This window comes from Zoogloea sp. LCSB751 (assembly GCF_002028455.1).
GTDB lineage: Bacteria > Pseudomonadota > Gammaproteobacteria > Burkholderiales > Rhodocyclaceae > Zoogloea.
This window is the reverse complement of sequence record NZ_MWUM01000008.1, coordinates 65250-86895: the sequence shown is the minus strand read 5'-3', so window position 1 is coordinate 86895 and position 21646 is coordinate 65250. Positions and strand designations below refer to the sequence as shown.

Below are 21646 nucleotides of genomic sequence, written 5' to 3'. Positions count from 1 at the left end.
CTGACCTCCGCCCCATGCCGTTCCCAGACAAACCCCTCGCTGGACTCCTGCTGACCACATTGCTGGTGCTGGCGGTGGTTTTCTTCTCGCCAGCCCAGGAATTGGAGAACGGCGCAGGCCTCAATTTGCTCTATGCGCTCCGTGGTCCTCGCCCGGCACCCGAATCGGTCACGATTATAACCCTCGATTCCCGCTCGGCCCGGGACCTCGGCCAGTCTCCCCGTCCCGAACGCTGGCCCCGGGGCCTGCATGCACGTCTCGTGAATGGCCTGGCCGAGAGGGGCGCGAAAGCCATCGGTTTCGATGTGCTGTTCGAAAGGGAACGCGAACCCGCCGACGACCGGGCGTTGGCCGACGCCCTGCGCAGGGCAGGCAACGTGACGCTCATCGAGGGCATCACCCGCGAGTCCGTCACCGGCCCCCGCGGCGAAGTCCTGGCCAGCGTGGATCGTCTGACCCAGGCCCAGCCCCTGCTGCGCGATGCGGCCTGGGCCAGCGGCCCCTTCATCATGCCGAAAACCCCGGACGGCGTCATCGAATTCTGGAGCGCCGTCCCCAGCGTCGGCGACCGGCCTTCGCTCCCCCTTCTGATGGCCCGGCGCATGGGCCATGGCAACGAAGGGCAGCACGACGGGCAACGCCGCATCCTCAACCTCTACGGCCCCATCGGCAGCATCCGCACCATCCCCTACTCCACGGCCCTCGAACTGGCGGCCGACCCGGCCGCCGGAGACGCGGCCTTCCGCGGCAAGGCGGTGCTGATCGGCTTTTCCGAGTTCAACCAGTCGCGCCAGGCCGATATGTTCCGGACGCCCTACAGCACGCCCGACGGCCTCGACATCAGCGGTGTCGAGCTGTGCGCCACCGCACTCGGCAACCTGCTCGAGGATTCCAGCTTGGAGCGTCCGCCCCCGGCCGGCATGGCCGCCGGCGTGCTGGCCTGGGGCTTGCTGCTCGCGCTGCCGTGGCGCTTGGCCAGTACCCGGCAGGCCCTGGCAATCACGGTGGGCCTGGCCCTCGGCTGGCTCGCCGTCGCCTATGCCTGCTTCACCTGGGCCCATCTCTGGTTGCCCGTCATCCTGCCCGCCGCCATTGCACCACTGATTGCCATGGCCGGCGGCCTCACGCTGCACATGCGCGCCGCCCGGCAACGGGAACGCCAGCTCATCAGGGCCCTCGACCGGGGTCTCAGCAGCCAAGGCAACGCCAAGCTCGCAGCGTTGCTGCAGGGCCATGACGGCGGCCGCACGGCCCACGGCGTATGTCTGTGCAGCGATATCGAGTCCTATACCAGCCTGTCCGAAGGCCTCAGCCCGGAAGCCACCCGCGACACGCTCAACCGTTACTTCGCGATCTTCATCCCCCTCGTGGAGGCTCATGGCGGTCATGTCATGGACATCGTCGGCGATTCCGCCATGTGCCTGTGGCTCGCCGACGACTCCGCCGCAGACGCCTGCAGCAGGGCCCGCGCCGCCGCCCTGGCCCTGCACCGCTGCATGAACGAGGGAAACACGCCAGGCGCCCTGAAGACGCGCTTCGGCCTCCACTACGGACCGGTCTTTCTGGGCGAGGTCGGCAGCGACCAACACCGGGAACTGCGGGTGGTCGGCGACATCGTCAATACATCGAGCCGTATCCAGGGCGGCAACAAGCCCCTCGGAACGCACATCCTGGCGTCAGCGGCCGTCGTATCCCACGGCCGTGACAGCACCAAACACGGCTATGCACGCGCCCTCGGAGCCTTCGCCCTGGTCGGCAAGCGCGCGCCGCTCGAGCTCCACGAAATCCTGCCCACCCCGCTCGCGGCGGGGCTGACAGAAGCCTTCGAGACCGCCCGCACGGCCTACATCAGCGATGCGCCAGAAGCCGCAGTCGCTCACCTGCAGCATGTGCTGGAACACCTGCCGAACGACGGCCCCGCCCGCTTTTATCTGCAGCGCTGTCATGACCACCTGGCCGGCTCAGCGCTACCCGACAGGGACGGGCACATTGTCATGACCAGCAAGTAAGCCTACGCCGAAAGTTGCGTAACAGAACGATACACTTAGCATTTTTTCTCAATAAGACAATGACTTAAACATCGAACCGATACGCATCCAGCAGAGATTTGCAGTTAATATTGCATCTGCACGGTCTTGCCGAAGACCCCACAAATTCGATCCGGTACAGTTGTAATGGAGCCAAGTTTCCCCGCTCAGCGCAATTTTTCACTACGCCCCCGCCAGCTCGGCCTGGCGGTCGCTCTCGCCATCATGGCGCTGGAGGCGGACGCCTGCGAACAGAAGGCCGGCACGCTGACAGCCCTCGAAGGACGGGTCGAAGTCCGCAGCAGCGCAGGCGGCAACTGGCAAACCGCAACACCACGCCAGACCCTGTGCCCCGGCGACCAGCTTGCCGTGCGTGGCCCCGGTCGTGCAGCGGTGGTGCTGAGCCAGAACGTTCTGGTCCGCCTCGATCAGAACACCACTCTGACACTGCCGCCGGCCGCCGATAACGGCGAACTGAGCCTCAGCCAGGGCATCGTTCATGTCATCAGCCGCTTCAGCAAGCGCTTCGGCGTTATCACACCGTTCGTCAATGCGCTGGTGGATGGCACCGAATTCACCGTCGCCAGCCATGAGCAGGAGGCCCAGGTCGTGGTGGCAGAAGGCCGTGTCCGCACGGGCAATGCCGCCGGCGAAAGAGTCCTGGGGCCCGGCGAGGCCATCGAGGCGCACGCAGGCAGCGCCCCCGGCACTATCTCCGTTCGCCCGCTGGATGCCGTCGCCTGGGCCATTCACTACCCCCAGGTTGCACGCCTCGGAGCCAACGAACTTGCCCGCCAGCCCGAAGCGCTACGACGAACGCTTGAGACGGCTCAACGCGAGGCCGACCGCGGGCATTTCCTGGCAGCCCTCGACACCCTCGGGTCGGCACCGGTATCCGACCCCGCCGTTGCAGCGCTCAAGGCGGGCATTCTGCTAGGCCTGGGGCGGGTCGACGAAGCCACGGCCCTGCTCACCTCCCGCGCAGGGGAGCGCCACCCGTCGCTGGCGGCCATCGAGTCCATCGTACACGTGGCACGTAACGAAAATACGCTGGCGGAAGCCGCCGCCCAACGGGCCATGGACCTCGACGAGGCATCCGTTGCCGCCCATCTGGCCCTGAGCTACACCCTGCAGGCCACCCGCCACCTGCCGGAAGCCTTGAACGTAGCCGAACGTGCCACCCTGCTGGCCCCCAACGACGCGGTTGCATGGGCACGCCGCGCCGAGCTCGAGCTGAGCCTTGGCCACGGCGCAGCCGGCGGCGAAGCCGCCCGCCGCGTTCTGGCCCTGGACCCCGACACCCGGCGTGCCCGTGCTCTGGCCGCCTTCGCCCGCCTGCTGCACGGCGAGACCGAGGCGGCCCGCACCGACTTCGTCACGGCACTCGAAGCCGACGATAGTGATCCGCTGACGCATTTCGGGCTCGGACTGGCGCTCATGCGTCTGGGCGACACCGAAGGTGGGCGTCGCGAGGTCGAAATCGCCGCCCTTCTCGACCCCAGCAATGCCGAGCTCCGCAGCTACCTGGGCCGGGCCTATCTGGAAGAAGCCCGCAACAAGGTGGCCGGCGCCCAGTTCGATCTGGCCCGCCGCCTCGACCCGGCCTCGCCGACCCCCTGGTATTTCGACGCATTCCTGAAGCTTCTCGAGCGTGAGCCACTGGCCGCCATCCGCAATGGCGAGGAGGCCCTGCTCCGCAATGACAACCGCAACGTGCTGCGCTCCAGCGAACTGCTCGACCAGGACCGGGCTGCCCGCACGGCCAATCTCGGTGCAGCCTATCAACAGGTGGGCTTCGCCGCCGCCGCCCAGGCCACGGCCATGAACGCGATCGAGGACGACGTCCAAAGCGCGGCGGCTCACCGTCTGCTGGCCGACGCCTATGCGGAGACGCCGCGTTTCGAGACGGCGCGCCTGGGAGAACTGCTGCAGGCGCAACTGCGCCAGCCCATCGGCCAGTGGCCGTTGCCCCCCCAGTTCGTGATGCCACCGCTCCCCATCCTCGACGGGCCTCGTGCGGCATCACCGGAGGAAGCCACCGCCTTCTTCGACCGCAAGCCTGATCGCTTCGCCGCCACCCTGGCGGGCGGCAGCCGAGACACGCAGTCAGGCAGCGTGGTGGCGTCCCATTCCTGGGAGCGCGGACAGATCTCCCTCGGCGCCTTCGACTACCGGGGCCGCGGCCTCAACGAACGCATGGCCGACACCCATCTCAGTGGTGGCCGGATCAATGCGCAGCTTGCGCTGACACCCGACACCATGCTGCTGGGTGAAATCCGCCATACCGAGCGCAACAGCGGCGATATCGACAAATCCCTGTTCGACGGTCCGATCGGCACGGACCATCGCATCATCAACGACCTGCAGCGTATCGGCCTGCGCCACGCCTTCGGCAACGGCGAAGAATTCATTGCCGAGGTCAACACTCAGCGCATCCGCGAAAGCGCGCTGGAACTCTTCCAGAGCGAGGGCCTGGACAATAACTTTGATGCGACGTTGGGACAGCGCAGCAAGGGGATGTCGGCCCTGTATTCCCTGCAACGGGAGCGCGGCAGTATCGCCGTGGGTGCCAGCGCCTTCCGCCTGTCCGGCACCCAAAACATCAACCTGTCCTTTGCCTCCAGTGCGGACCCCAGCATGGTGCTGGGCACTTACACACTGCCGACAACGAAGCTCAGGGGCGACCGCGACACCGTATTCAGCTATGGCCAGTGGCGTCTCCACCCGACCGTCACACTACACGGCGGTGCCGAGTATATCCGTCTGAGCGAACTCGACAACACGCAGAGCGAACGCCTCAACGGCAAGCTGGGCATCGTCGCCCGGCTTGCGAGCGGCACCAACGTGCGCGCCGCGTTCATACAGGGCGTCTCGGGCTCAAAATACGATCGGGAAAGCCTCGCGCCCACGCAGTTCGCCGGCTTCAACCAAGCGTTCGACGACACTAACGGCACCCGTTGGCGGCGTGCGGCGTTCGGCATCGAACAGAGTTTCGGCGGTGGCATCAATACTGGAGTTGAGGTTTCAGCCCGCCACATGGATGTACCGATGCCAGGCCTCAGCAGCACTCTTGATCTGGAACCCTGGAAAGAACAACTCCATCGCGCCCACATCACGCTGCCTTTCGGCCAGCGCGTCGCGTTCAGTCTCGAATGGCGTCACGAAGAAATCAAAGCCCGAGAGGACACCGCCCTGCGCGACAGCTTCAATCCGTACAAGGTCCGCACCGATCTGCTGCCGGCTCGCCTGTGGATCAAGACTGGCCCCACCGACACCCTCATTGAGCACTGGACTGTCGACCAGCATGCCGCGCGCCTCTCCAGCACCGCTGGCGAAACCGCGGCCAGCTCGAAGTTCTCGGTGACCAACCTGCGTTTCTCGATCCCCGTGGCAAGTAATCGCCTGACCGTCTCATTGGGCATTTACAATATATTTGATCGTCAATTCCGCTTTCAGAATACAGACTTGAACGGCGACCCGAAGATTCCGCTGTTCTACCCACAGCGCACCGCGCTGCTGCAGGGCAGCCTGCGCTTCTGAGGACGGATGGGAGCGATCACCCCCAATAACCGATGTGGAGATCCACAAGCATGAGTCTGTTCCCGACTTCCCGCACCGTGCAGCGCGCCTCCCTGCTCGTCGCCGGCCTGATGGCCAGTGCGCTCATCCAGACACCGGCGTTTGCCGCCGGCAACCTGGGACAATTCACCAAGGGTGTGCTCGCCCCCGCCGACATCACCGGTGCCGTGGTCTTCGGCAAGAACGGCGAAGTCGTTCCTCTGGATGCCAAGGGCAAGCCCACCCAGGCCTGTGTCATGAGCAAAGCGGCGAACGCCGCCAAGGCAAAAAAGACTACACTGCCTGAATGTGACAGCGGCGACGCCAAGGGCAACACGGATGGCCCCAAGGCCAAGGACGGAACCCCCTGCCAGGGCTCATACATTGTCTGGTTCGGTGGCGTTCCCATGCGGATCTGGTACCCCGCCGGCTGCACGCCTCCGTACTGAGAAACGCACTGGCAGTCCCAAATGAAATGAGCCGCGAATCGCGGCTCATTTCATTTGGGACTGCCGGAAAATTCAATGCCCAGGGTGCGTGACCGGATGGTACTGCAGACGATAGCAGCGAATCTGTGACCACAGCACGGCAAGCAGATCGATTTCATCGGGCATCTCCTCCAGATCGAGTTCCTGGCCTGGGGCTACAGGCCACCCCAGGTCGATGGGCAACGGCGAGTGGCTTCCAGCGGACGATGAAAAGTGAGTATGGGATATGGCCATGGATCCAGACTTCCGGAAAACACGGGCCATCAGAAAAAAGGGGCATCACCCGACTCTCGACCCGAACCCCGCAAGCTTAGGCACAACGGCCCGACCGCGAAGCAGGCAAAGTCACCTTTCACCTGTGAAGGGTGCCACTCCCGACTCCGCCATCCCCGACTGGTAGCTAGTCGCGTGCCTTGACAACCGGCTTCAGCTTCAAAGTGGTGGCAATCCGGTCGGCAATCTCCCGCGCCTCCAGAGCAGAAGCGAAAGGCCCCAACTGGAGCCGGTACTTGCCCTCGGAGGCCAGCACCGACACGGACTCCTTGAGCCATTTGAGCTCGTGCTCGACGAAACCCTTGAAGTTCTCCGCATTGACCGGTGTGGCAAACGCCCCCAGTTGCAGGAACACGCCTTCGCTCCCGCGCTCCGCACGCGGGGCTCCCGGATGAACCGGGGCAGCTTGCGGCGATACCGCTGCCACCGCGGGTTCGATGGCCACCCGCGGCGGAGATGCCGGCGCCGGCTGACGGGCCAGCTGCTGCACAGGCGCAGTCGCCTTTCGGCGTGCCAGCGGCGGCACCGGCCGACGCAGCTGGACCATCGCCACGTCTTCCGGCAAAACCAGGGCAATTTCGACGTTCGCATGCCCCTGGTCGGTGAAACCGAGCTTGTACGCCGCTGCGTACGAGAGGTCGATGATCCGCCCGGGATGCACCGGGCCTCGATCGTTGATGCGGACAATCGCCGAACGCCCGTTGGCGAGGTTGGTCACCCGCACATAACTGGGAATCGGCAAGCTCGGGTGGGCGCCGGTCAGCGCATACATATCGTAAGGGTCGCCACTGGAGGTACGACGTCCCTGCAGGGCCTTGCCATACCAGCTCGCCAACCCCGTCTCACGGAACGCACTGGCGTTATTGCCCAGGACGGGCCCCCGGGCCAGCGCATAGTCGCCCTTCTCAAACACCGGCGCCACCAGCCCCCCTTTTTCCTCCGACAGGGCCGATACATCTTCGCTCGCGGCATAACGCAGGCGAGCACTCACGACAGGAACCGTCTGAACCGGTTTGAGGCCCGTTGGCGGCGCCTGAACGTGCAGTTGCCCGACCACCGGAGCTTCTGCCACGGGGTCTTGTTTAGGAATGCCGGCACAACCGGCCAGCAGGAGGGCGCTACAGAAGGGCGCCAGCACGAAGCTGGCGCGACGAAACATCGCTACAGGGGGCATGACGCTCTTCCTGTTCGGGCGCGCGCTTCAGCGCGCGCGGGTTCAGGTGCCTACCCGACGCCGGTGGCGCTGTATGCTCATGAGCATTCCAACGCCTAGACAAAGGGTAACGAGTGCAGTGCCGCCGTAACTGACGAAGGGCAGCGGAACCCCGACAACGGGGAGAATTCCGCTCACCATGCCCATGTTCACAAACGCATAAGTGAAGAATATAAGCGTAAGTGCGCCGGCAAGCAGGCGCGAGAACAGGGTCGGGGCACCAGCGGCTATAAAAAGGCCGCGAAAAATCAATAGGATATACAGTACCGCAAGAAGCAGGGCGCCGGCAAGTCCAAATTCTTCGGTGAGCACCGCGAAGATGAAGTCCGTATGACGCTCGGGCAGAAAATCGAGATGCGTCTGAGTGCCCCTGCCCCACCCCTTGCCCATCACGCCGCCCGAGCCAATGGCGATTGTGGACTGGATGATGTGAAAACCCTTGCCGAGCGGATCGGAGGTCGGATCCAGCAAAGTGCACACCCGGTGCTTCTGGTAATCGCGCAGCCCCGGCCACACCACATCCGGCTGGCAGATGGTGTCCCCCATTGCCACGATTGCTCCAATGCCGACAATCCCCACCAGCGCCACCGGCAGAATCAGCCGCCAGGTCAGACCGGCGAAGAACAGCACGTAGAAACCCGCCGCCGCCACCAGGATCGCCGTTCCCAAATCAGGCTGTTTGGCAATCAGGCCTACCGGCACCAGCAGCAATGCAGCAGCCACGAAGAAATCCCTCACCCGCAGCATGCCTTCCCGGCTCTGGAAATACCACGCCAGCATCAGCGGCATAGCGATCTTCATCAACTCGGATGGCTGGATGCGTGCGACCCCGATGTTGAGCCAGCGGCGGGCGCCCTTCGAGACATCGCCGAACAAAGCCACTCCGATCAGCAGCAAGACACCCAGCACATACAAGGGCAAGGCCACGCTCATCATGCGCTGCGGGGGGATGCGGGCGGCCGTCCACATCACGACGAAAGCCACCCCAATGTTCATCGCGAGGGTATCCAGGCGCTCCGGTGACGCACTGACCATGACCACCGTCGAGAACCCCAGGATCGCCAGCACGATCAGGGCCAGTGGCCCGTCGAGAGGCGAAAGAAGGCCCATCAGCCATTTGCGCAGACTGAAACGGAAATCAGTCACCGCCACCGTCTCCTGTCGGTGCTTCGGCGCCCGGGTCTTCGGCCGCCATGCCGGCTGGCAGCTTGCCGAGCAGGTAGTAATCCATCACCGCCCGGGCAATCGGGGCTGCCGACTGGGCCCCGAAACCGCCGTTCTCCACCAGCACCGCAAGGGCGATGGTCGGCTTGTCGGCCGGCGCGAAGGCAATGAACAGCGCGTGATCGCGCAGACGTTCATTGATCTTCGCCGAATACTTGCCACCCTTCAGTGAGAACACCTGAGCCGTGCCGGTCTTGCCGGCCGACAGGTAGGGCGCGCCGGCAAAAGCCCGTGCGCCGGTCCCCTCCTTGTTCACGCCCACCATGGCCCGGCGGATCGTCTCCAGGTGCTCCGGCTTGATCGGGATGGTCTTGACAGGCTGCGGCTCGATGACCTGGCGGGAGCCATCCTTGGCGCTCTCGATGTACTTCACCAGATGCGGCTTGTACATCACACCGCCAGCCGCCAGCGTAGCGGTGGCGTGGGCCAGCTGCAGCGGCGTGTAGGCGTTGTAGCCCTGACCGATACCGATGGAAATGGTCTCGCCGCCAAACCACTTCTGCTGCTCCGGCCGCTTGAAACGCTTGCGCTTCCATTCCGGCGACGGCAGCACACCGCTGCTCTCGCCTTCGATGTCGATACCGGTCCGGCTACCGAAACCGAACTGCCCCATCAGCGAGGCAATCAGGTCGATGCCCATGTCGTTGGCCAGGCGGTAGTAGTAGGTGTCGCAGGACTGCACGATGGAACGGTACATGTCCACCATGCCGTGACCACCCGGCTTGTCGTCGCGGAAATGGTGTCCACCGAAATCGTAGAAACCCGGATCGGCAATCGCCTGCCCCGGCGTGCGCTTGCCGCTCATCAGGGCCGCCAGGGCGAGGAAGGGCTTGAAGGTCGAACCGGGCGGATAAGCGCCGTTGAGCGCCCGGTTGACCAGCGGATGATCCGGCGAGTTGTTCAGTTCATCCCAGTCCTGGGCGCCGATGCCGTCTACGAACAAGTTGGGATCGAAGGTCGGCACCGACACCAGCGCCAGGATGCCACCCGAACCCGGCTCGATCGCCACCAGGGCGCCACGCCGGTTGCCGAAGGCCTTCTCCACCACCTCCTGCAGCTTGAGATCGATGGTCAGGATCAGGTTGTTGCCCGGTGTCGCGTTGGTCCGGCGCAAGGCCCGCACCGCCCGGCCGCCGGAATCCACCTCAACCTCCTCGAAGCCTGTAGTCCCGTGCAGTTCCCTTTCGTAGCTCTTTTCGAGGCCGGCTTTACCGATGTGATCGGTACCACGGTAGTTGGCCGAATCCTCGTTCTCCTCGATGCGCTCCAGGTCGCGGTCGTTGATGCGGCCGATGTAGCCGACCAGGTGAGCACCCAGATTACCCATCGGGTAATCACGGAACAGACGGGCCTTCAGCTCGACGCCGGGGAAGCGGTAACGCTGGGCGATGAAGCGTGCCACTTCCTCGTCCGACAGACGGTTGCGGATCGGCAGGGACTCGAAGCTCTTGCTCTCGTCCATCAACTTCTTGAGGCGGCGGCGGTCCTTCGGCTGGATATCCACCAGCTTGGAGAGCGCCTCGATGGTCGCATCCAGATCCGCAACCTTGGACGGTGTGATCTCCAGCGTATAAGCCGAATAGTTGCGGGCCAGCACCGTACCGTTGCGATCCATGATCAGCCCGCGGTTCGGCACCACCGGCACCAGGGAGATCCGGTTGTCCTCCGCACGCGTGGAGTAATAGTCGTAGCGGACCACCTGCAAGTAGAAGAAGCGTGCCGCCAGCAAGGCGAAACACACCACCGCCACCACGCCCGCCACTGCCAGACGGTTACGAAAGCGGGCGAGCTCTTGCTCGGGGGTACGGATACCGGTCATGGAACGATAGGCACTAGATCGGCCGGTTCTCGTCCCGCTCGACCGGCTGATACTGGGGCAGCAGCAGCACGTAATGCAGCGGGATCCACAACAGGGCACCGACGAAGCTGCCGAAGAACATCCACCAGCCCGGGAACTCGGCCCCCGCCAGCAGGCGCACGACGACCATCACCACCTGCGTCAGGAACAGCAGCGGCAGCACGTGCAAGGCCTGCTCCACCGGCGTGAACCACAGCACCCGGCGGGCCAGCTCATTGGATGCATAGGCCAGCAATACGTAGGCGAAAGCATGCTGCCCCAGCGCCGCACCGACACCGATGTCGGTCAGCAGACCAAAGACGAAACCGGCTCCGATGCCGATCTTGAGCGGCTCGCGCACGCACCAGAAGGCCAGCACCAGCGCAACGAAGTCCGGCACCGCCGGCAGATGACCTGTGGGAATGTAGTTGAGGAACAACGCGAAGAAAAGCGTCGTATAGACGAACCACATCTTCACCGGCAGCAGGATTCGGCTCGAACGGTTGGTCGGTTGCATCGCCTACTCCCTCGCGCGGGACTTGCGCCCCTTGCCCTTGTTGATGACCTCCACCTCGGGTGGACGGGGCAGCACGTTGGCCCGCTGGCCGAGCACCAGCACGTGGCTGAACTGCTCGACGCCGGCCGCCGGCAGGCACGGAATGCGGGCGAAGGCCTGGGCCTGATCGCGCTCGACCCGCGCCACCGTTGCCACCGGCAGCCCCTGCTGGAAAACGCCGTCGAGGCCCGAGGTCACCACCTTGTCGCCGGGCTGCACATCAGCGTTGGCGGCCAGGTAGCGCAGCTCCATCAGGCCGTTGCCGGCACCGAAAAGCACCGCCCGCAGGCCGTTGCGGACGACCATCACCGGGATTGCCTGGTCTTTGTCGGTCAACAGGGTCAGCTCGGACTGCATCGGAAAGACCCGGGTGATCTGGCCGACCACGCCGACGTTGTCCACCACCGCCTGGCCGGCCTCGATGCCGGCCTGGGTGCCCTTGTCGAGAATCACCTTGCGCGAGAACGGATCCTTGGCGGTGTACATGATCTCGGCCACCACCGAATTGACCTTCTGGCGCTCCCGCACCTCCAGCAACTCACGCAGGTGGCGGTTCTCCTGCTCAATTTGGTCGAGGCGCAACAGACGCTCGGCGCCCTGCAACTGCTGGCGCTTGAGTTCCTTGTTCTCGATCTGCAGGCGGACCAAGGACGCGAAGTAGTCCGACGCATTGCGCACGAAGTCCGCCGGCGTGGCGGCCGCCATCTGCATCGGGTAGGCCAGCACCGACAGGCCCTGGCGGAAGGCATCCAGGTAACGCAGATTGAGGTCGCTGACCAGCAAGCCCAACGAGACGAGCACGAAAAACACGAGCTTGGCCAGCGGCGCAGGCCCGCGTTTGAAGAAAGGAGGGGGCGAATGGCCGACCATCGACAGTTCGCTCGGCGATCACGCAACGACCACGCCCGGGACTGGCCCGGGTCGGCGGCGCACGCGGAGGAACGAAACGTTCACCGCGGGCGCCCTGGTCGTCGCCGACGCTTACTCGCTGGTAAAGATGGAACCGAGCTGGTCCATCTTTTCGAGGGCCATGCCCGAGCCGCGGACCACGCAGGTGAGCGGATCGTCGGCAACGATCACCGGCAGGCCGGTTTCTTCCATCAGCAGACGGTCCAGGTCGCGCAGCAACGCGCCGCCGCCAGTCAGCACCATGCCACGCTCGGCGATGTCGGCGCCCAGTTCGGGCGGCGTCTGCTCAAGGGCGATCTTGACCGCGGAAACGATCTGATTGAGGGGCTCGGTGAGGGCTTCGAGGATCTCGTTGGAGGAAATCGTGAAGGCGCGCGGAATACCCTCGGCCAGGTTGCGGCCCTTGACTTCCATCTCCTGCACCTCGGAACCCGGGAAGGCCGAGCCGATGCCTTTCTTGATCGCTTCGGCGGTGGTCTCGCCGATCAGCATGCCGTAGTTGCGGCGGATGTAATTGACGATGGACTCGTCGAACTTGTCACCGCCGACGCGGATCGAACCCGCATAGACCATGCCGCCGAGGGAGATCACACCCACCTCGGTGGTGCCGCCGCCGATATCGACGACCATCGAGCCGGTCGCATCGGCCACCGGCATGCCGGCACCGATCGCTGCGGCCATCGGCTCCTCGATCAGGTACACGTTGCTGGCGCCGGCACCGAGGGCGGATTCGCGGATCGCCCGGCGCTCCACCTGAGTGGACCCGCAGGGCACGCAGATGATGATGCGCGGGCTGGGGGAGAACAGGCGGGTGTCATGGACCTTCTTGATGAACTGCTTGAGCATCTGCTCGGTAACGGTGAAGTCGGCGATCACGCCGTCCTTCATCGGCCGGATGGCAGTGATGTTGCCCGGCGTCTTGCCCAGCATCTGCTTGGCCGACATCCCCACGGCGAGGATGGTTTTCTTGGCGTTCGGCCCGCCTTCGGTACGGATCGCGACCACGGACGGCTCATCGAGAACGATGCCCTTTCCCCGGACGTAGATCAGCGTGTTCGCGGTGCCAAGGTCAATGGCGAGGTCATTCGAGAAGTAGGAGCGCAGAGAACCAAACATCGGTGGAGAATCCCGGAAACCGTTGGGGGAGTTGGGAATTGGGGCAACAGAATCGCTTATGATAACCTACAAACCTTTGTCGTTTAAGCAACTTTGTAAATTGCCATGTCACTCTCCCTCGACGAAGTCCGCCACATCGCAAAGCTCGCCCGACTCGAACTCGCCGCCGGCGACGCCGAGGCCACGCAGGCCAAACTGAACGGGATTTTCGGCCTCATCGAGGAGATGCAAGCCGTCGATACCGACGGGGTCGAGCCGATGAGCCACCCCCAGGAACTGGCCCAGCGCCTGCGCGACGACGCGGTCAGCGAAAGCGACCGCCGCGCCGCTTACCAGGCCGTCGCCCCGCAGACCGAAGCCGGCCTGTACCTGGTCCCGAAGGTCATCGAATAAGGCCCACCGGACTCTGATCGCCGCCGGCCCGGCCGGCGCCCCAGCACCGCTCAAACCGCAGCCCACCGCACCATGATCGAATCCAGCCTCAAGGACATCGCCGCGGCCCTCCGCGACAAGAAGGTTTCCGCCGTCGAACTGGCCACCGAAAGCCTGGCCCGCATCGAAGCCGGCAACGCCCGGATCAACGCCTTCGTCACCGTCGACCGTGACGGCGCGCTGGCCGCCGCCAAGGCTGCCGACGAACGCCTGGCCGCCGGCACCGCCGGCCCGCTGACCGGCATCCCGCTGGCCCACAAAGACGTCTTCTGCACCGAAGGCGTGCTCACCACCTGCGGCTCGAAGATGCTGTCCAACTTCGTCAGCCCTTACGATGCCCACGTGGTCAGCCTGCTCAAGCAGGCCGGCGCGGTGATGGTCGGCAAGACCAACATGGACGAGTTCGCGATGGGCTCCTCCAACGAGAACTCCCACTTCGGCCCGACCCGCAACCCGTGGAACACCGACAAGGTGCCCGGCGGCTCGTCCGGCGGCTCCGCCGCGGCGGTGGCTGCGCGCATGGTGCCGATCGCCACCGGCACCGACACCGGCGGCTCGATCCGCCAGCCGGCCTCGCTGTGCGGCATCACCGGCATCAAACCGACCTACGGCCGGGTGTCCCGCTACGGCATGATCGCCTACGCCTCCTCGCTGGATCAGGGCGGCGCCTTCGGCTACAGCGCCGAAGACTGTGCGCTGCTGCTGTCCGCCATGGCCGGCCATGACCCGCGCGACTCCACCAGCCTCGAACAGGGCGCCGAAGACTTCGGCCGCGACCTCGCCAAGCCCCTCGCCGGCCTGCGCATCGGCCTGCCGAAGGAATTCTTCGCCGAAGGCATGTCCGATGACGTGCGTGCCGCCGTCGACGCCGCCATCGCCGAATACCGCAAGCTCGGCGCCACCACCGTCGAGGTGAACCTGCCCAACGCCCGCCTGGCAATCCCCGCCTACTACGTGATCGCCCCGGCCGAGGCCAGCTCCAACCTGTCCCGCTTCGACGGCGTACGCTACGGCCACCGCGCCGCCGACTACGGCGACCTCAACGACATGTACTGCAAGAGCCGCGCCGAAGGCTTCGGCGGCGAGGTCAAGCGACGCATCCTGGTCGGCACCTACGTGCTGTCCCACGGCTACTACGACGCCTACTACATCAAGGCCCAGAAGCTGCGCCGCCTGATCGCCAACGACTTCGCCGCCGCCTTCCAGCAGTGCGACGTGATCGCCGGCCCGGTGAGCCCGACGGTGGCCTTCGGCATCGGCGAGAAGAGCGACGACCCGGTCCAGATGTACCTGTCCGACATCTACACCATCGCGGTGAACCTCGCCGGCCTGCCCGGCCTGTCGCACCCGGCCGGTTTCGGTGCCGGCGGCCTGCCGGTAGGCCTGCAGCTGATCGGCAACTACTTCGGCGAGGCCCGCCTGCTGAACGCAGCCCACCAGTACCAGCAGCACACCGACTGGCACACCCGGGTGCCGGCCGGCGTTTGAGGTCTCCGATGAGCGCCGTGCCGCGTCCTATCACCTCCCGCATCGCCGCCGGCCTGGCCGTGGTGCTGCTGGCCGGCTGTTCGGCGGTTGCACCGCGGCCGTCGACGGCACCACAGGCGCCCGGCGAACAGCGCCCGTCCGAAGCCCCGGCGGCACCGTCCGGCCGCCTCAAACCGATGCCGCTGCGCACCTTCACGGTAGCTACCGAATGCCGCTTCCGCGACGAGACCGGCAACTCCGGCAAGGCCACTGTGGACGTGCTCAACTCCAAGGTGCGGGCCCTCAGCGTCGAGCTGACGATGCCCAAGCGCGGCGTCTGCCGCTATGACCTGGCCAACCTCCATCAAACCCAGGCCCTGCCCTCCATCGAACTGGAAGGCGCCCGCGAATGCCGTGTGCGGCTGTGGGAACAGGGCGAGCAGATCACCGTAGCCTTCGCCGGCTGCCACACCATGTGTTCCCCTTCCAGCGCCCACGATTACGTATGGCCGCTGCTGATCGACAAGAACACCGGCAAGTGCGACTGAACGACCAAATCTAGAGAGCAATCATGAGCAGAACCGACTGGGAAGTCGTCATCGGGCTGGAAATCCATACCCAGCTCAACACGCAGTCCAAGATCTTCTCCGGCGCCAGCACCGCCTTCGGCGCGGAGCCCAACGCCCAGGCCTGCGCGGTGGACATCGCCCTGCCCGGCGTGCTGCCGGTGCTCAACAAGGGCGCCGTCGAGCGGGCCATCCGCTTCGGCCTCGCCATCGGCGCCACCGTCGCGCCGAAGAGCATCTTCGCCCGCAAGAACTACTTCTACCCCGACCTCCCCAAGGGCTACCAGATCAGCCAGTACGAGCTGCCGGTGGTTCAGGGCGGCCAGATCACCCTGCAGGTACCGGACGGCAAGGGCGGCGCCTACGAGAAGGTCGTCAACCTGACCCGCGCCCACCTGGAAGAAGACGCCGGCAAGAGCCTGCATGAAGACTTCCACGGCATGACCGGCATCGACCTCAACCGCGCTGGCACGCCGCTGCTCGAAATCGTCTCAGAGCCCGACATGCGTTCGTCGGCCGAAGCCGTCGCCTACGCCAAGGCCCTGCACGCGCTGGTGCGCTGGATCGACATCTGCGACGGCAACATGCAGGAAGGCTCCTTCCGCTGCGACGCCAACGTCTCCGTGCGCCCCCGCGGCCAGGCCGAATTCGGCACCCGCCGCGAGATCAAGAACCTCAACAGCTTCCGCTTCCTGCAACAGGCCATCGATTACGAGATCCAGTGGCAGATCGAACTGATCGAGGACGGCGGCAAGGTCCAGCAGGCCACCGTGCTGTTCGACGCTGACACCGGCGAAACCCGCGCCATGCGCAGCAAGGAAGACGCCCACGACTACCGCTACTTCCCCGACCCCGACCTGTTGCCGCTGGTGATCGACAGCGCCTGGATCGAACGCGTGAGGGGCGAGCTGCCCGAACTGCCGGAAGCTCTGTCGGCCCGCTTCCAGGGCGAATACGGCCTGTCCGCCTACGACGCCACCACCCTCACCGCCAGCCGCGAAGTCGCCCAGTTCTACCTCGACACCGTTGCTGCGGCCGGCACGGCCAATGCCAAGACCTGCGCCAACTGGGTGATGGGTGACCTCGCCGCACGCCTCAACAAGGCCGAGCTGGACATCACGGCCAGCCCGGTGAGCGCCCTGCAACTGGCCGGCCTGGTACAGCGCATCGCCGACAACACCATCTCCAACGCCATCGCCAAGAAGGTCTTCGAAGCGCTGTGGAACAAGGAAGGCGGCGATGACGCAAACGCCGCCGATACCGTCATCGAAGCCCAGGGCCTCAAGCAGGTCACCGACAGCGGCGCCATCGAGGCGATCATCGACGAAGTGCTGGCCGCCAACCAGAAGTCCGTCGAGGAATTCCGCGCCGGCAAGGAAAAGGCCTTCAACGCGCTGGTCGGCCAGTGCATGAAGGCCTCCAAGGGCAAGGCCAACCCGGCCCAGGTCAACGAGCTGCTCAAGAAGAAGCTCGGCTAAACCTTCAGTCCCGAGGCCGCTCCTGTGCGGGCGAATTCATTCGCCCGCGGTGGTTCCTCCACGCGCGGAGGGCCAATGAATTTGCCCCTACTTCCAGTACGGCAGCAAGGCCTTCGCCGCGTCGATGCGGTGGGCAGCACTGGCGTTCGGATCATTCATCACCGCCAGCAAAAAGCTCTGCGGATCGCTGAAATGCCCCTCCACCCCCAGCCTTTCGGTGCTGCCCAGTGTCGGCAGCACCGGTAGCCCGGGCTGCACTGCCTCCACCACCGGCTGCGCCGTCACCACCGGCGGGGGCGCCAGTTGCACCACTGCCCGTTCGAAGGCCGTCCGCTCGATGCGCAGGAAGTTGCTCAGCAGATCGGCCTGGCGTTCGGGATTCGGTGCAATGTCCAGCCACGGCTCGTGGGCCAGCACCCGCCCCATGGATGGATCGATGAAAGCCGACCACTTCCCACTGGCCCCGTTGATGGCCGGCACCAGGTTCACAGCCGCCGCCGGACATACCGTCAGCCGCGTGTCGGGAACCTCCGCCAGATAGCGCCGGCGCAGTCCGGTCAGGAACGAGTGCGCCTTCGCCAAGGGCACCGGCTCGGCCAGCGAGAACCACAGCTGGAAGCCATCGGCACCCGACACCGCCATGACCGGCGCCGGCAACTGCAGGTCGTCCTGCACCTCCTGCCATAGTGCCGCCACGTAGTCCCAGGTTTCCGCGCCGTTCACCCCCAGCACCATCGCCCGCAACTGGCCGTCCGGCCCCTGCGGATCGAAGACCTGCGCCGCACCGCTCAACAAAGACGCCTCGTCCGGCGACTGGCCGGGATAGAAAAAAAGCCGCTGCAGCTCTGCAATCAGTTTGTTCATGGTTCACCACAAGACGACGGGCAGGCGACTGTACCGGGCCTTCCGGTCAGTCTGCAATGCCATGGATTGGCGAAGGGATGGAGGCTGCCGGGGCCCATGTCAGCGATCAAGCTGCGTAAAAGGTCCGCTCCCCATGCGAATTGACCGTCACGCTGTCCCAATTCGGGTAATAATTCCGGGCACGCCGCCGTCGCAGCCCTGCCATGAATACCATCGACATCTTCCCGTGGGACGACAACTTCAGCACGGGCCTGCCTACCATCGATGAGCAGCACCGCAAGCTGGTACTCTTGCTCAACCGGCTGGCCGGACAACTCGCCCTCGATACCTGCGAGTTGAGCCTCGACACACTGTTCGACGAATTGGCCGCGTACACCGTCTATCACTTCGAGACCGAAGAACAGATCTGGCACGCGTTCATGGGTGGTGATCCCCACGAGATCGCCCACCGGGACAATCACGCCGCCTTCGTCCACTACGTCCAGCAGACCCGCAGCAGCCTGCGCACCCGCCCGCCGATGGAAGTCGCTGAGGAGGCGCTCGGTTTTCTGACCCGCTGGCTGGCCTCCCATATCCTCGAAACCGACCGCAGCATGGCCTACGTCGTTCAGGCCATTCAGGCCGGCCTGCCCATTGAGGCCGCCAAGGCTCAGGCCGCGCAGCGGATGAGCGGTGCGACCCGGACGCTGATCGACATCATCCTGTCGATCTACGCCACCCTGTCCAGCAATACGCTGCGCCTGCTGCGCGAGCTGACCGAACACCGCCAGGCCAGGGCCGCCCTCAGCGAAGCCCGCGACGCGCTCGAGAAATCCCGCGCCCTGCTGCAGACCATCATCGACACCGTGCCGCTGCGTGTTTTCTGGAAAGACTGCGATCTGCGCTACCTCGGCTGCAACCCGCTCTTCGCGCAGGATGCCGGCAAGGCGGCGCCGGCAGAACTGATCGGTCAGGACGACTACGCGCTCACCTGGGCTCCGGAAGCCGACATCTACCGGGCCGACGACCGGGCTGTCATCGCCTCCGGCCAGCCCAAGCTCGGCTACGAGGAACCTCAGACCACGCCGGACGGCCGCCAGATCTACCTGCGCTCGTCCAAGGTGCCACTCACCGGACACGCCGGGGAAATCATCGGCGTACTCGGCGTATACGAAGACATCACCGATCTCCGGAACGCCATCGACGGTCTGCGCGAGAGTGAGCGGAAATTCCATTCCCTCTACACGACCATGGCGGAAGGCGTGGCGCTGCACCAGCTCGTGCTCGGCGCCGACGGCCAGCCACGGGACTACCTCATCCTGGACGTGAACCCGGCTTTCGAAGCCATCCTCGGCCTGACGCAGAAGGACGTCGTCGGCCGGCTGGCCAGCGATGTCTACGGCCAGGTACCCTTCCTCGACGCCTATGCCAAGGTCGCCTCGGGCGGCAAGCCGCTACGCTTCGAGTCCCACTTCGAACCGATGAACAAGGTGTTCACCATCTCGGTGTTCTCCCCCGCGTCCGGCCAGTTCGCCACCATCTTCAAGGACATCACCGCCCGCACCGAGGCGGAAAAAGCCCTGCGCGAGAGCGAGGAACGCCTGCGCCTGGCCCTCAGCGCCTCCAACCAGGGCTGGTTCGACCTGGACCTGCGCAGCGGCCGGGTCAGCGTCAGTGACAACTACGCCGCACTCATCGGCTATCCCACCGAAGAATTCGAAACCAGTCTCGCCAACTGGCTGGCCAGCATCCACCCGCAGGACACTCCCGCGCTGCAGGCCAGATTCGCCGCCTGCCTGCAGAGCGGCGGCCCGGAATGCATGGAATACCGTCGTCGCACTCATGCGGGCGACTGGATCTGGCTCGAATCCATCGGCAAGATCGTGCAATGGGATGCCGCCGGCCGGCCCCTGCGCATGATCGGCATCCATACCGACATTTCCGCCCGCAAGAAGGCCAGCGAAGAGCAAGACCGCCTGAACCGTGCCCTGCGCCTGCTCAGCGAATGCAATCTGGCGCTGGTGCGCGACGACGAGGAATACCCGCTCCTGGAACACATCTGCCGCCTGATGGTCGAGTCCGGCGGCTACGTGATGGCATGGATCGGCTATGCGGACAACGACCCACAGAAATCGGTCCGGCCCGTCGCCCGCTCCGGCTACGAAGAAGGCTACCTGGACAACGTCCGGATCAGCTGGGACAGCAGCATCGACATCGGCCGCGGCCCGACCGGCACCGCCATCAGGTCCGGCCAGACGCAGATCAACCAGGACGTGGAGAGCAACCCCAGCCTCAACCCCTGGCGCACGGCCGCCACCCAACGGGGTTACCGCTCGTCGATCGCCCTGCCGCTCCGCTACGACAGCACGGTGTTCGGCGCACTGACCATTTACGCGGCGGAATCGAACGCCTTCGCCAGCGACGAAGTCGCCCTGCTCGAAGAGCTGGTCGCCAACCTCGGCTTCGGCATCCGGGCCCAGCGCACCCGTGCCCAGCGGGAAGCCGCCGTCGCTGCCAACCGGGCCAAGAGCTCCTTCATCGCCAACATGTCCCACGAGATACGCACGCCGCTCAATGCCATCAACGGCATGGTGCACCTGCTGCGCCGGGACGGCGTGGACATGAGGCAGGAAGAACGCCTGACAAAGATCGAGGACGCCAGCCGGCACCTGCTGGAAATCATCAACGCAGTGCTAGATCTGTCAAAGATCGAAGCCGACAAGCTGGAGCTCGCCGATGACCCCATCGATCTGCACAGCTTGCTGCACAGCGCCGCCGCGATGGTCCAGGAACGGGCCCACACCAAGCACCTCCAGCTAAGCATCAACCTCTCCCCCAATCCGGCGCCGCCGCTGCGTGGCGACGCAACCCGGCTACAGCAGGCCTTGCTCAACTACCTTGCCAATGCCGTGAAATTCACGGACACGGGCAGCATCCGCCTGTCCTGCCGCGTCGACGCGGACGGCCCGGACTGCGCGCGGGTCCGCTTCGAAGTCCAGGACACCGGGATCGGCATTGCCCCCGACACGCTGGCCCGCCTGTTCTCGGCCTTCGAGCAGGCCGACAACTCCACCACCCGTCAGTACGGCGGCACCGGCCTGGGCCTCGCCATCACCCGCAAACTGGCCGACCTGATGGGCGGCGAAGCCGGCGCCAAGAGCACGCCCGGCCAGGGCAGCACCTTCTGGTTCACCGCCCGCCTGCGGCATGACCGGCAGGCCCCCGCAGAGACGCTTGTGCCTGCAGACAAGGACATCGGCGACATCCTCAGGCAGCGCTACGGACAACGCCGCGTACTGCTGGTGGAGGACGAACCCACCAACCAGGAAGTCGCCCGCCTGTTCCTGGAAGAAGTGGACCTGACGGTCGATGTCGCCAACGACGGCCTCGAAGCCGTCGCCCAGGCCAGCGCCTCGCCCTACGACCTGATCCTGATGGACATGCAGATGCCGCACCTGGACGGCCTGGATGCCACCCGCCAGATCCGCCAGCTACCGCAACACAGCCGGACGCCCATCGTCGCGATGACCGCCAACGCCTTCGCCGAAGACCGCGCACGCTGCCTGGAAGCCGGCATGAACGACTTCATCCCGAAACCCGTCGATCCCGAGCTGCTCTTCGTCACCTTGCTGCGCAACCTCGGCAACTCGCGGCGCTGA

At 65.2% G+C, this 21646-nt stretch carries 15 protein-coding genes; 8 read left to right on the top strand and 7 right to left on the bottom strand.

Annotation, left to right across the window (positions count from 1 at the left end; translation table 11 throughout):
- The first annotated feature begins 14 nt into the window (after nt 1–14).
- The 3 genes from B4920_RS11325 (at nt 15) to B4920_RS11315 (ending at nt 6034) form a co-directional block, all read left to right on the top strand.
- Nucleotides 15–2009 carry a CHASE2 domain-containing protein gene (locus B4920_RS11325; RefSeq protein ID WP_079434797.1) on the top strand — a complete coding sequence of 665 codons (1995 nt, stop codon included), beginning with the start codon at nt 15–17 and terminating at the stop codon, nt 2007–2009.
- Between the two features lie 165 nt (nt 2010–2174).
- The gene (locus tag B4920_RS11320) at nt 2175–5567 is read left to right on the top strand and encodes a FecR domain-containing protein (protein WP_079434796.1); all 3393 of its coding nucleotides are present in this window, start codon (nt 2175–2177) and stop codon (nt 5565–5567) included.
- Between the two features lie 50 nt (nt 5568–5617).
- On the top strand, nt 5618–6034 hold the full coding sequence (locus B4920_RS11315; protein WP_079434795.1) for a hypothetical protein: 417 nt from the start codon (nt 5618–5620) through the stop codon (nt 6032–6034).
- Between the two features lie 439 nt (nt 6035–6473).
- Here the strand turns inward: B4920_RS11315 and B4920_RS30840 are convergent, their stop codons facing one another.
- From B4920_RS30840 to B4920_RS11285, 6 genes are all read right to left on the bottom strand, one after another.
- Complete coding sequence (locus tag B4920_RS30840) at nt 6474–7520, bottom strand: septal ring lytic transglycosylase RlpA family protein (RefSeq protein WP_079434794.1); 1047 nt, start codon at nt 7518–7520, stop codon at nt 6474–6476.
- Between the two features lie 42 nt (nt 7521–7562).
- Complete coding sequence (gene rodA, locus B4920_RS11305; RefSeq protein WP_079434907.1) at nt 7563–8705, bottom strand: rod shape-determining protein RodA; 1143 nt, start codon at nt 8703–8705, stop codon at nt 7563–7565.
- On the bottom strand, nt 8698–10602 hold the full coding sequence (gene mrdA / locus B4920_RS11300; protein WP_079434793.1) for a penicillin-binding protein 2: 1905 nt from the start codon (nt 10600–10602) through the stop codon (nt 8698–8700). The genes rodA and mrdA overlap by 8 nt, the downstream gene beginning before the upstream one ends.
- 13 nt (nt 10603–10615) lie before the next feature.
- The gene (gene mreD, locus B4920_RS11295; protein ID WP_079434792.1) at nt 10616–11137 is read right to left on the bottom strand and encodes a rod shape-determining protein MreD; all 522 of its coding nucleotides are present in this window, start codon (nt 11135–11137) and stop codon (nt 10616–10618) included.
- A gap of 3 nt (nt 11138–11140) precedes the next feature.
- Complete coding sequence (gene mreC / locus B4920_RS11290) at nt 11141–12046, bottom strand: rod shape-determining protein MreC (protein WP_368664718.1); 906 nt, start codon at nt 12044–12046, stop codon at nt 11141–11143.
- Between the two features lie 111 nt (nt 12047–12157).
- The gene (locus B4920_RS11285) at nt 12158–13201 is read right to left on the bottom strand and encodes a rod shape-determining protein (RefSeq protein WP_079434790.1); all 1044 of its coding nucleotides are present in this window, start codon (nt 13199–13201) and stop codon (nt 12158–12160) included.
- 105 nt (nt 13202–13306) lie between these two features.
- Here B4920_RS11285 and gatC point away from each other — a divergent pair, with 105 nt between their 5' ends.
- From gatC to gatB, 4 genes are all read left to right on the top strand, one after another.
- Nucleotides 13307–13594: an Asp-tRNA(Asn)/Glu-tRNA(Gln) amidotransferase subunit GatC gene (gatC, locus tag B4920_RS11280; protein ID WP_079434789.1), complete on the top strand. Its 288-nt coding sequence runs from the start codon at nt 13307–13309 to the stop codon at nt 13592–13594.
- A gap of 72 nt (nt 13595–13666) precedes the next feature.
- Nucleotides 13667–15121 (top strand): Asp-tRNA(Asn)/Glu-tRNA(Gln) amidotransferase subunit GatA, encoded by a 1455-nt coding sequence (gene gatA, locus B4920_RS11275; RefSeq protein ID WP_079434788.1) that lies wholly within the window; start codon nt 13667–13669, stop codon nt 15119–15121.
- Between the two features lie 8 nt (nt 15122–15129).
- Nucleotides 15130–15648 carry a hypothetical protein gene (locus B4920_RS11270; RefSeq protein WP_079434787.1) on the top strand — a complete coding sequence of 173 codons (519 nt, stop codon included), beginning with the start codon at nt 15130–15132 and terminating at the stop codon, nt 15646–15648.
- A gap of 23 nt (nt 15649–15671) precedes the next feature.
- Nucleotides 15672–17144, top strand: a complete 1473-nt coding sequence (gene gatB / locus B4920_RS11265; RefSeq protein WP_079434786.1) for an Asp-tRNA(Asn)/Glu-tRNA(Gln) amidotransferase subunit GatB — start codon at nt 15672–15674, stop codon at nt 17142–17144.
- An 87-nt stretch (nt 17145–17231) separates the two neighbouring features.
- On the opposite strand, the gene B4920_RS11260 is transcribed toward gatB, so the two are convergent.
- The gene (locus B4920_RS11260) at nt 17232–18008 is read right to left on the bottom strand and encodes a hypothetical protein (RefSeq protein WP_079434785.1); all 777 of its coding nucleotides are present in this window, start codon (nt 18006–18008) and stop codon (nt 17232–17234) included.
- A gap of 203 nt (nt 18009–18211) precedes the next feature.
- Here B4920_RS11260 and B4920_RS11255 point away from each other — a divergent pair, with 203 nt between their 5' ends.
- On the top strand, nt 18212–21646 hold the full coding sequence (locus B4920_RS11255; RefSeq protein WP_079434784.1) for a bacteriohemerythrin: 3435 nt from the start codon (nt 18212–18214) through the stop codon (nt 21644–21646).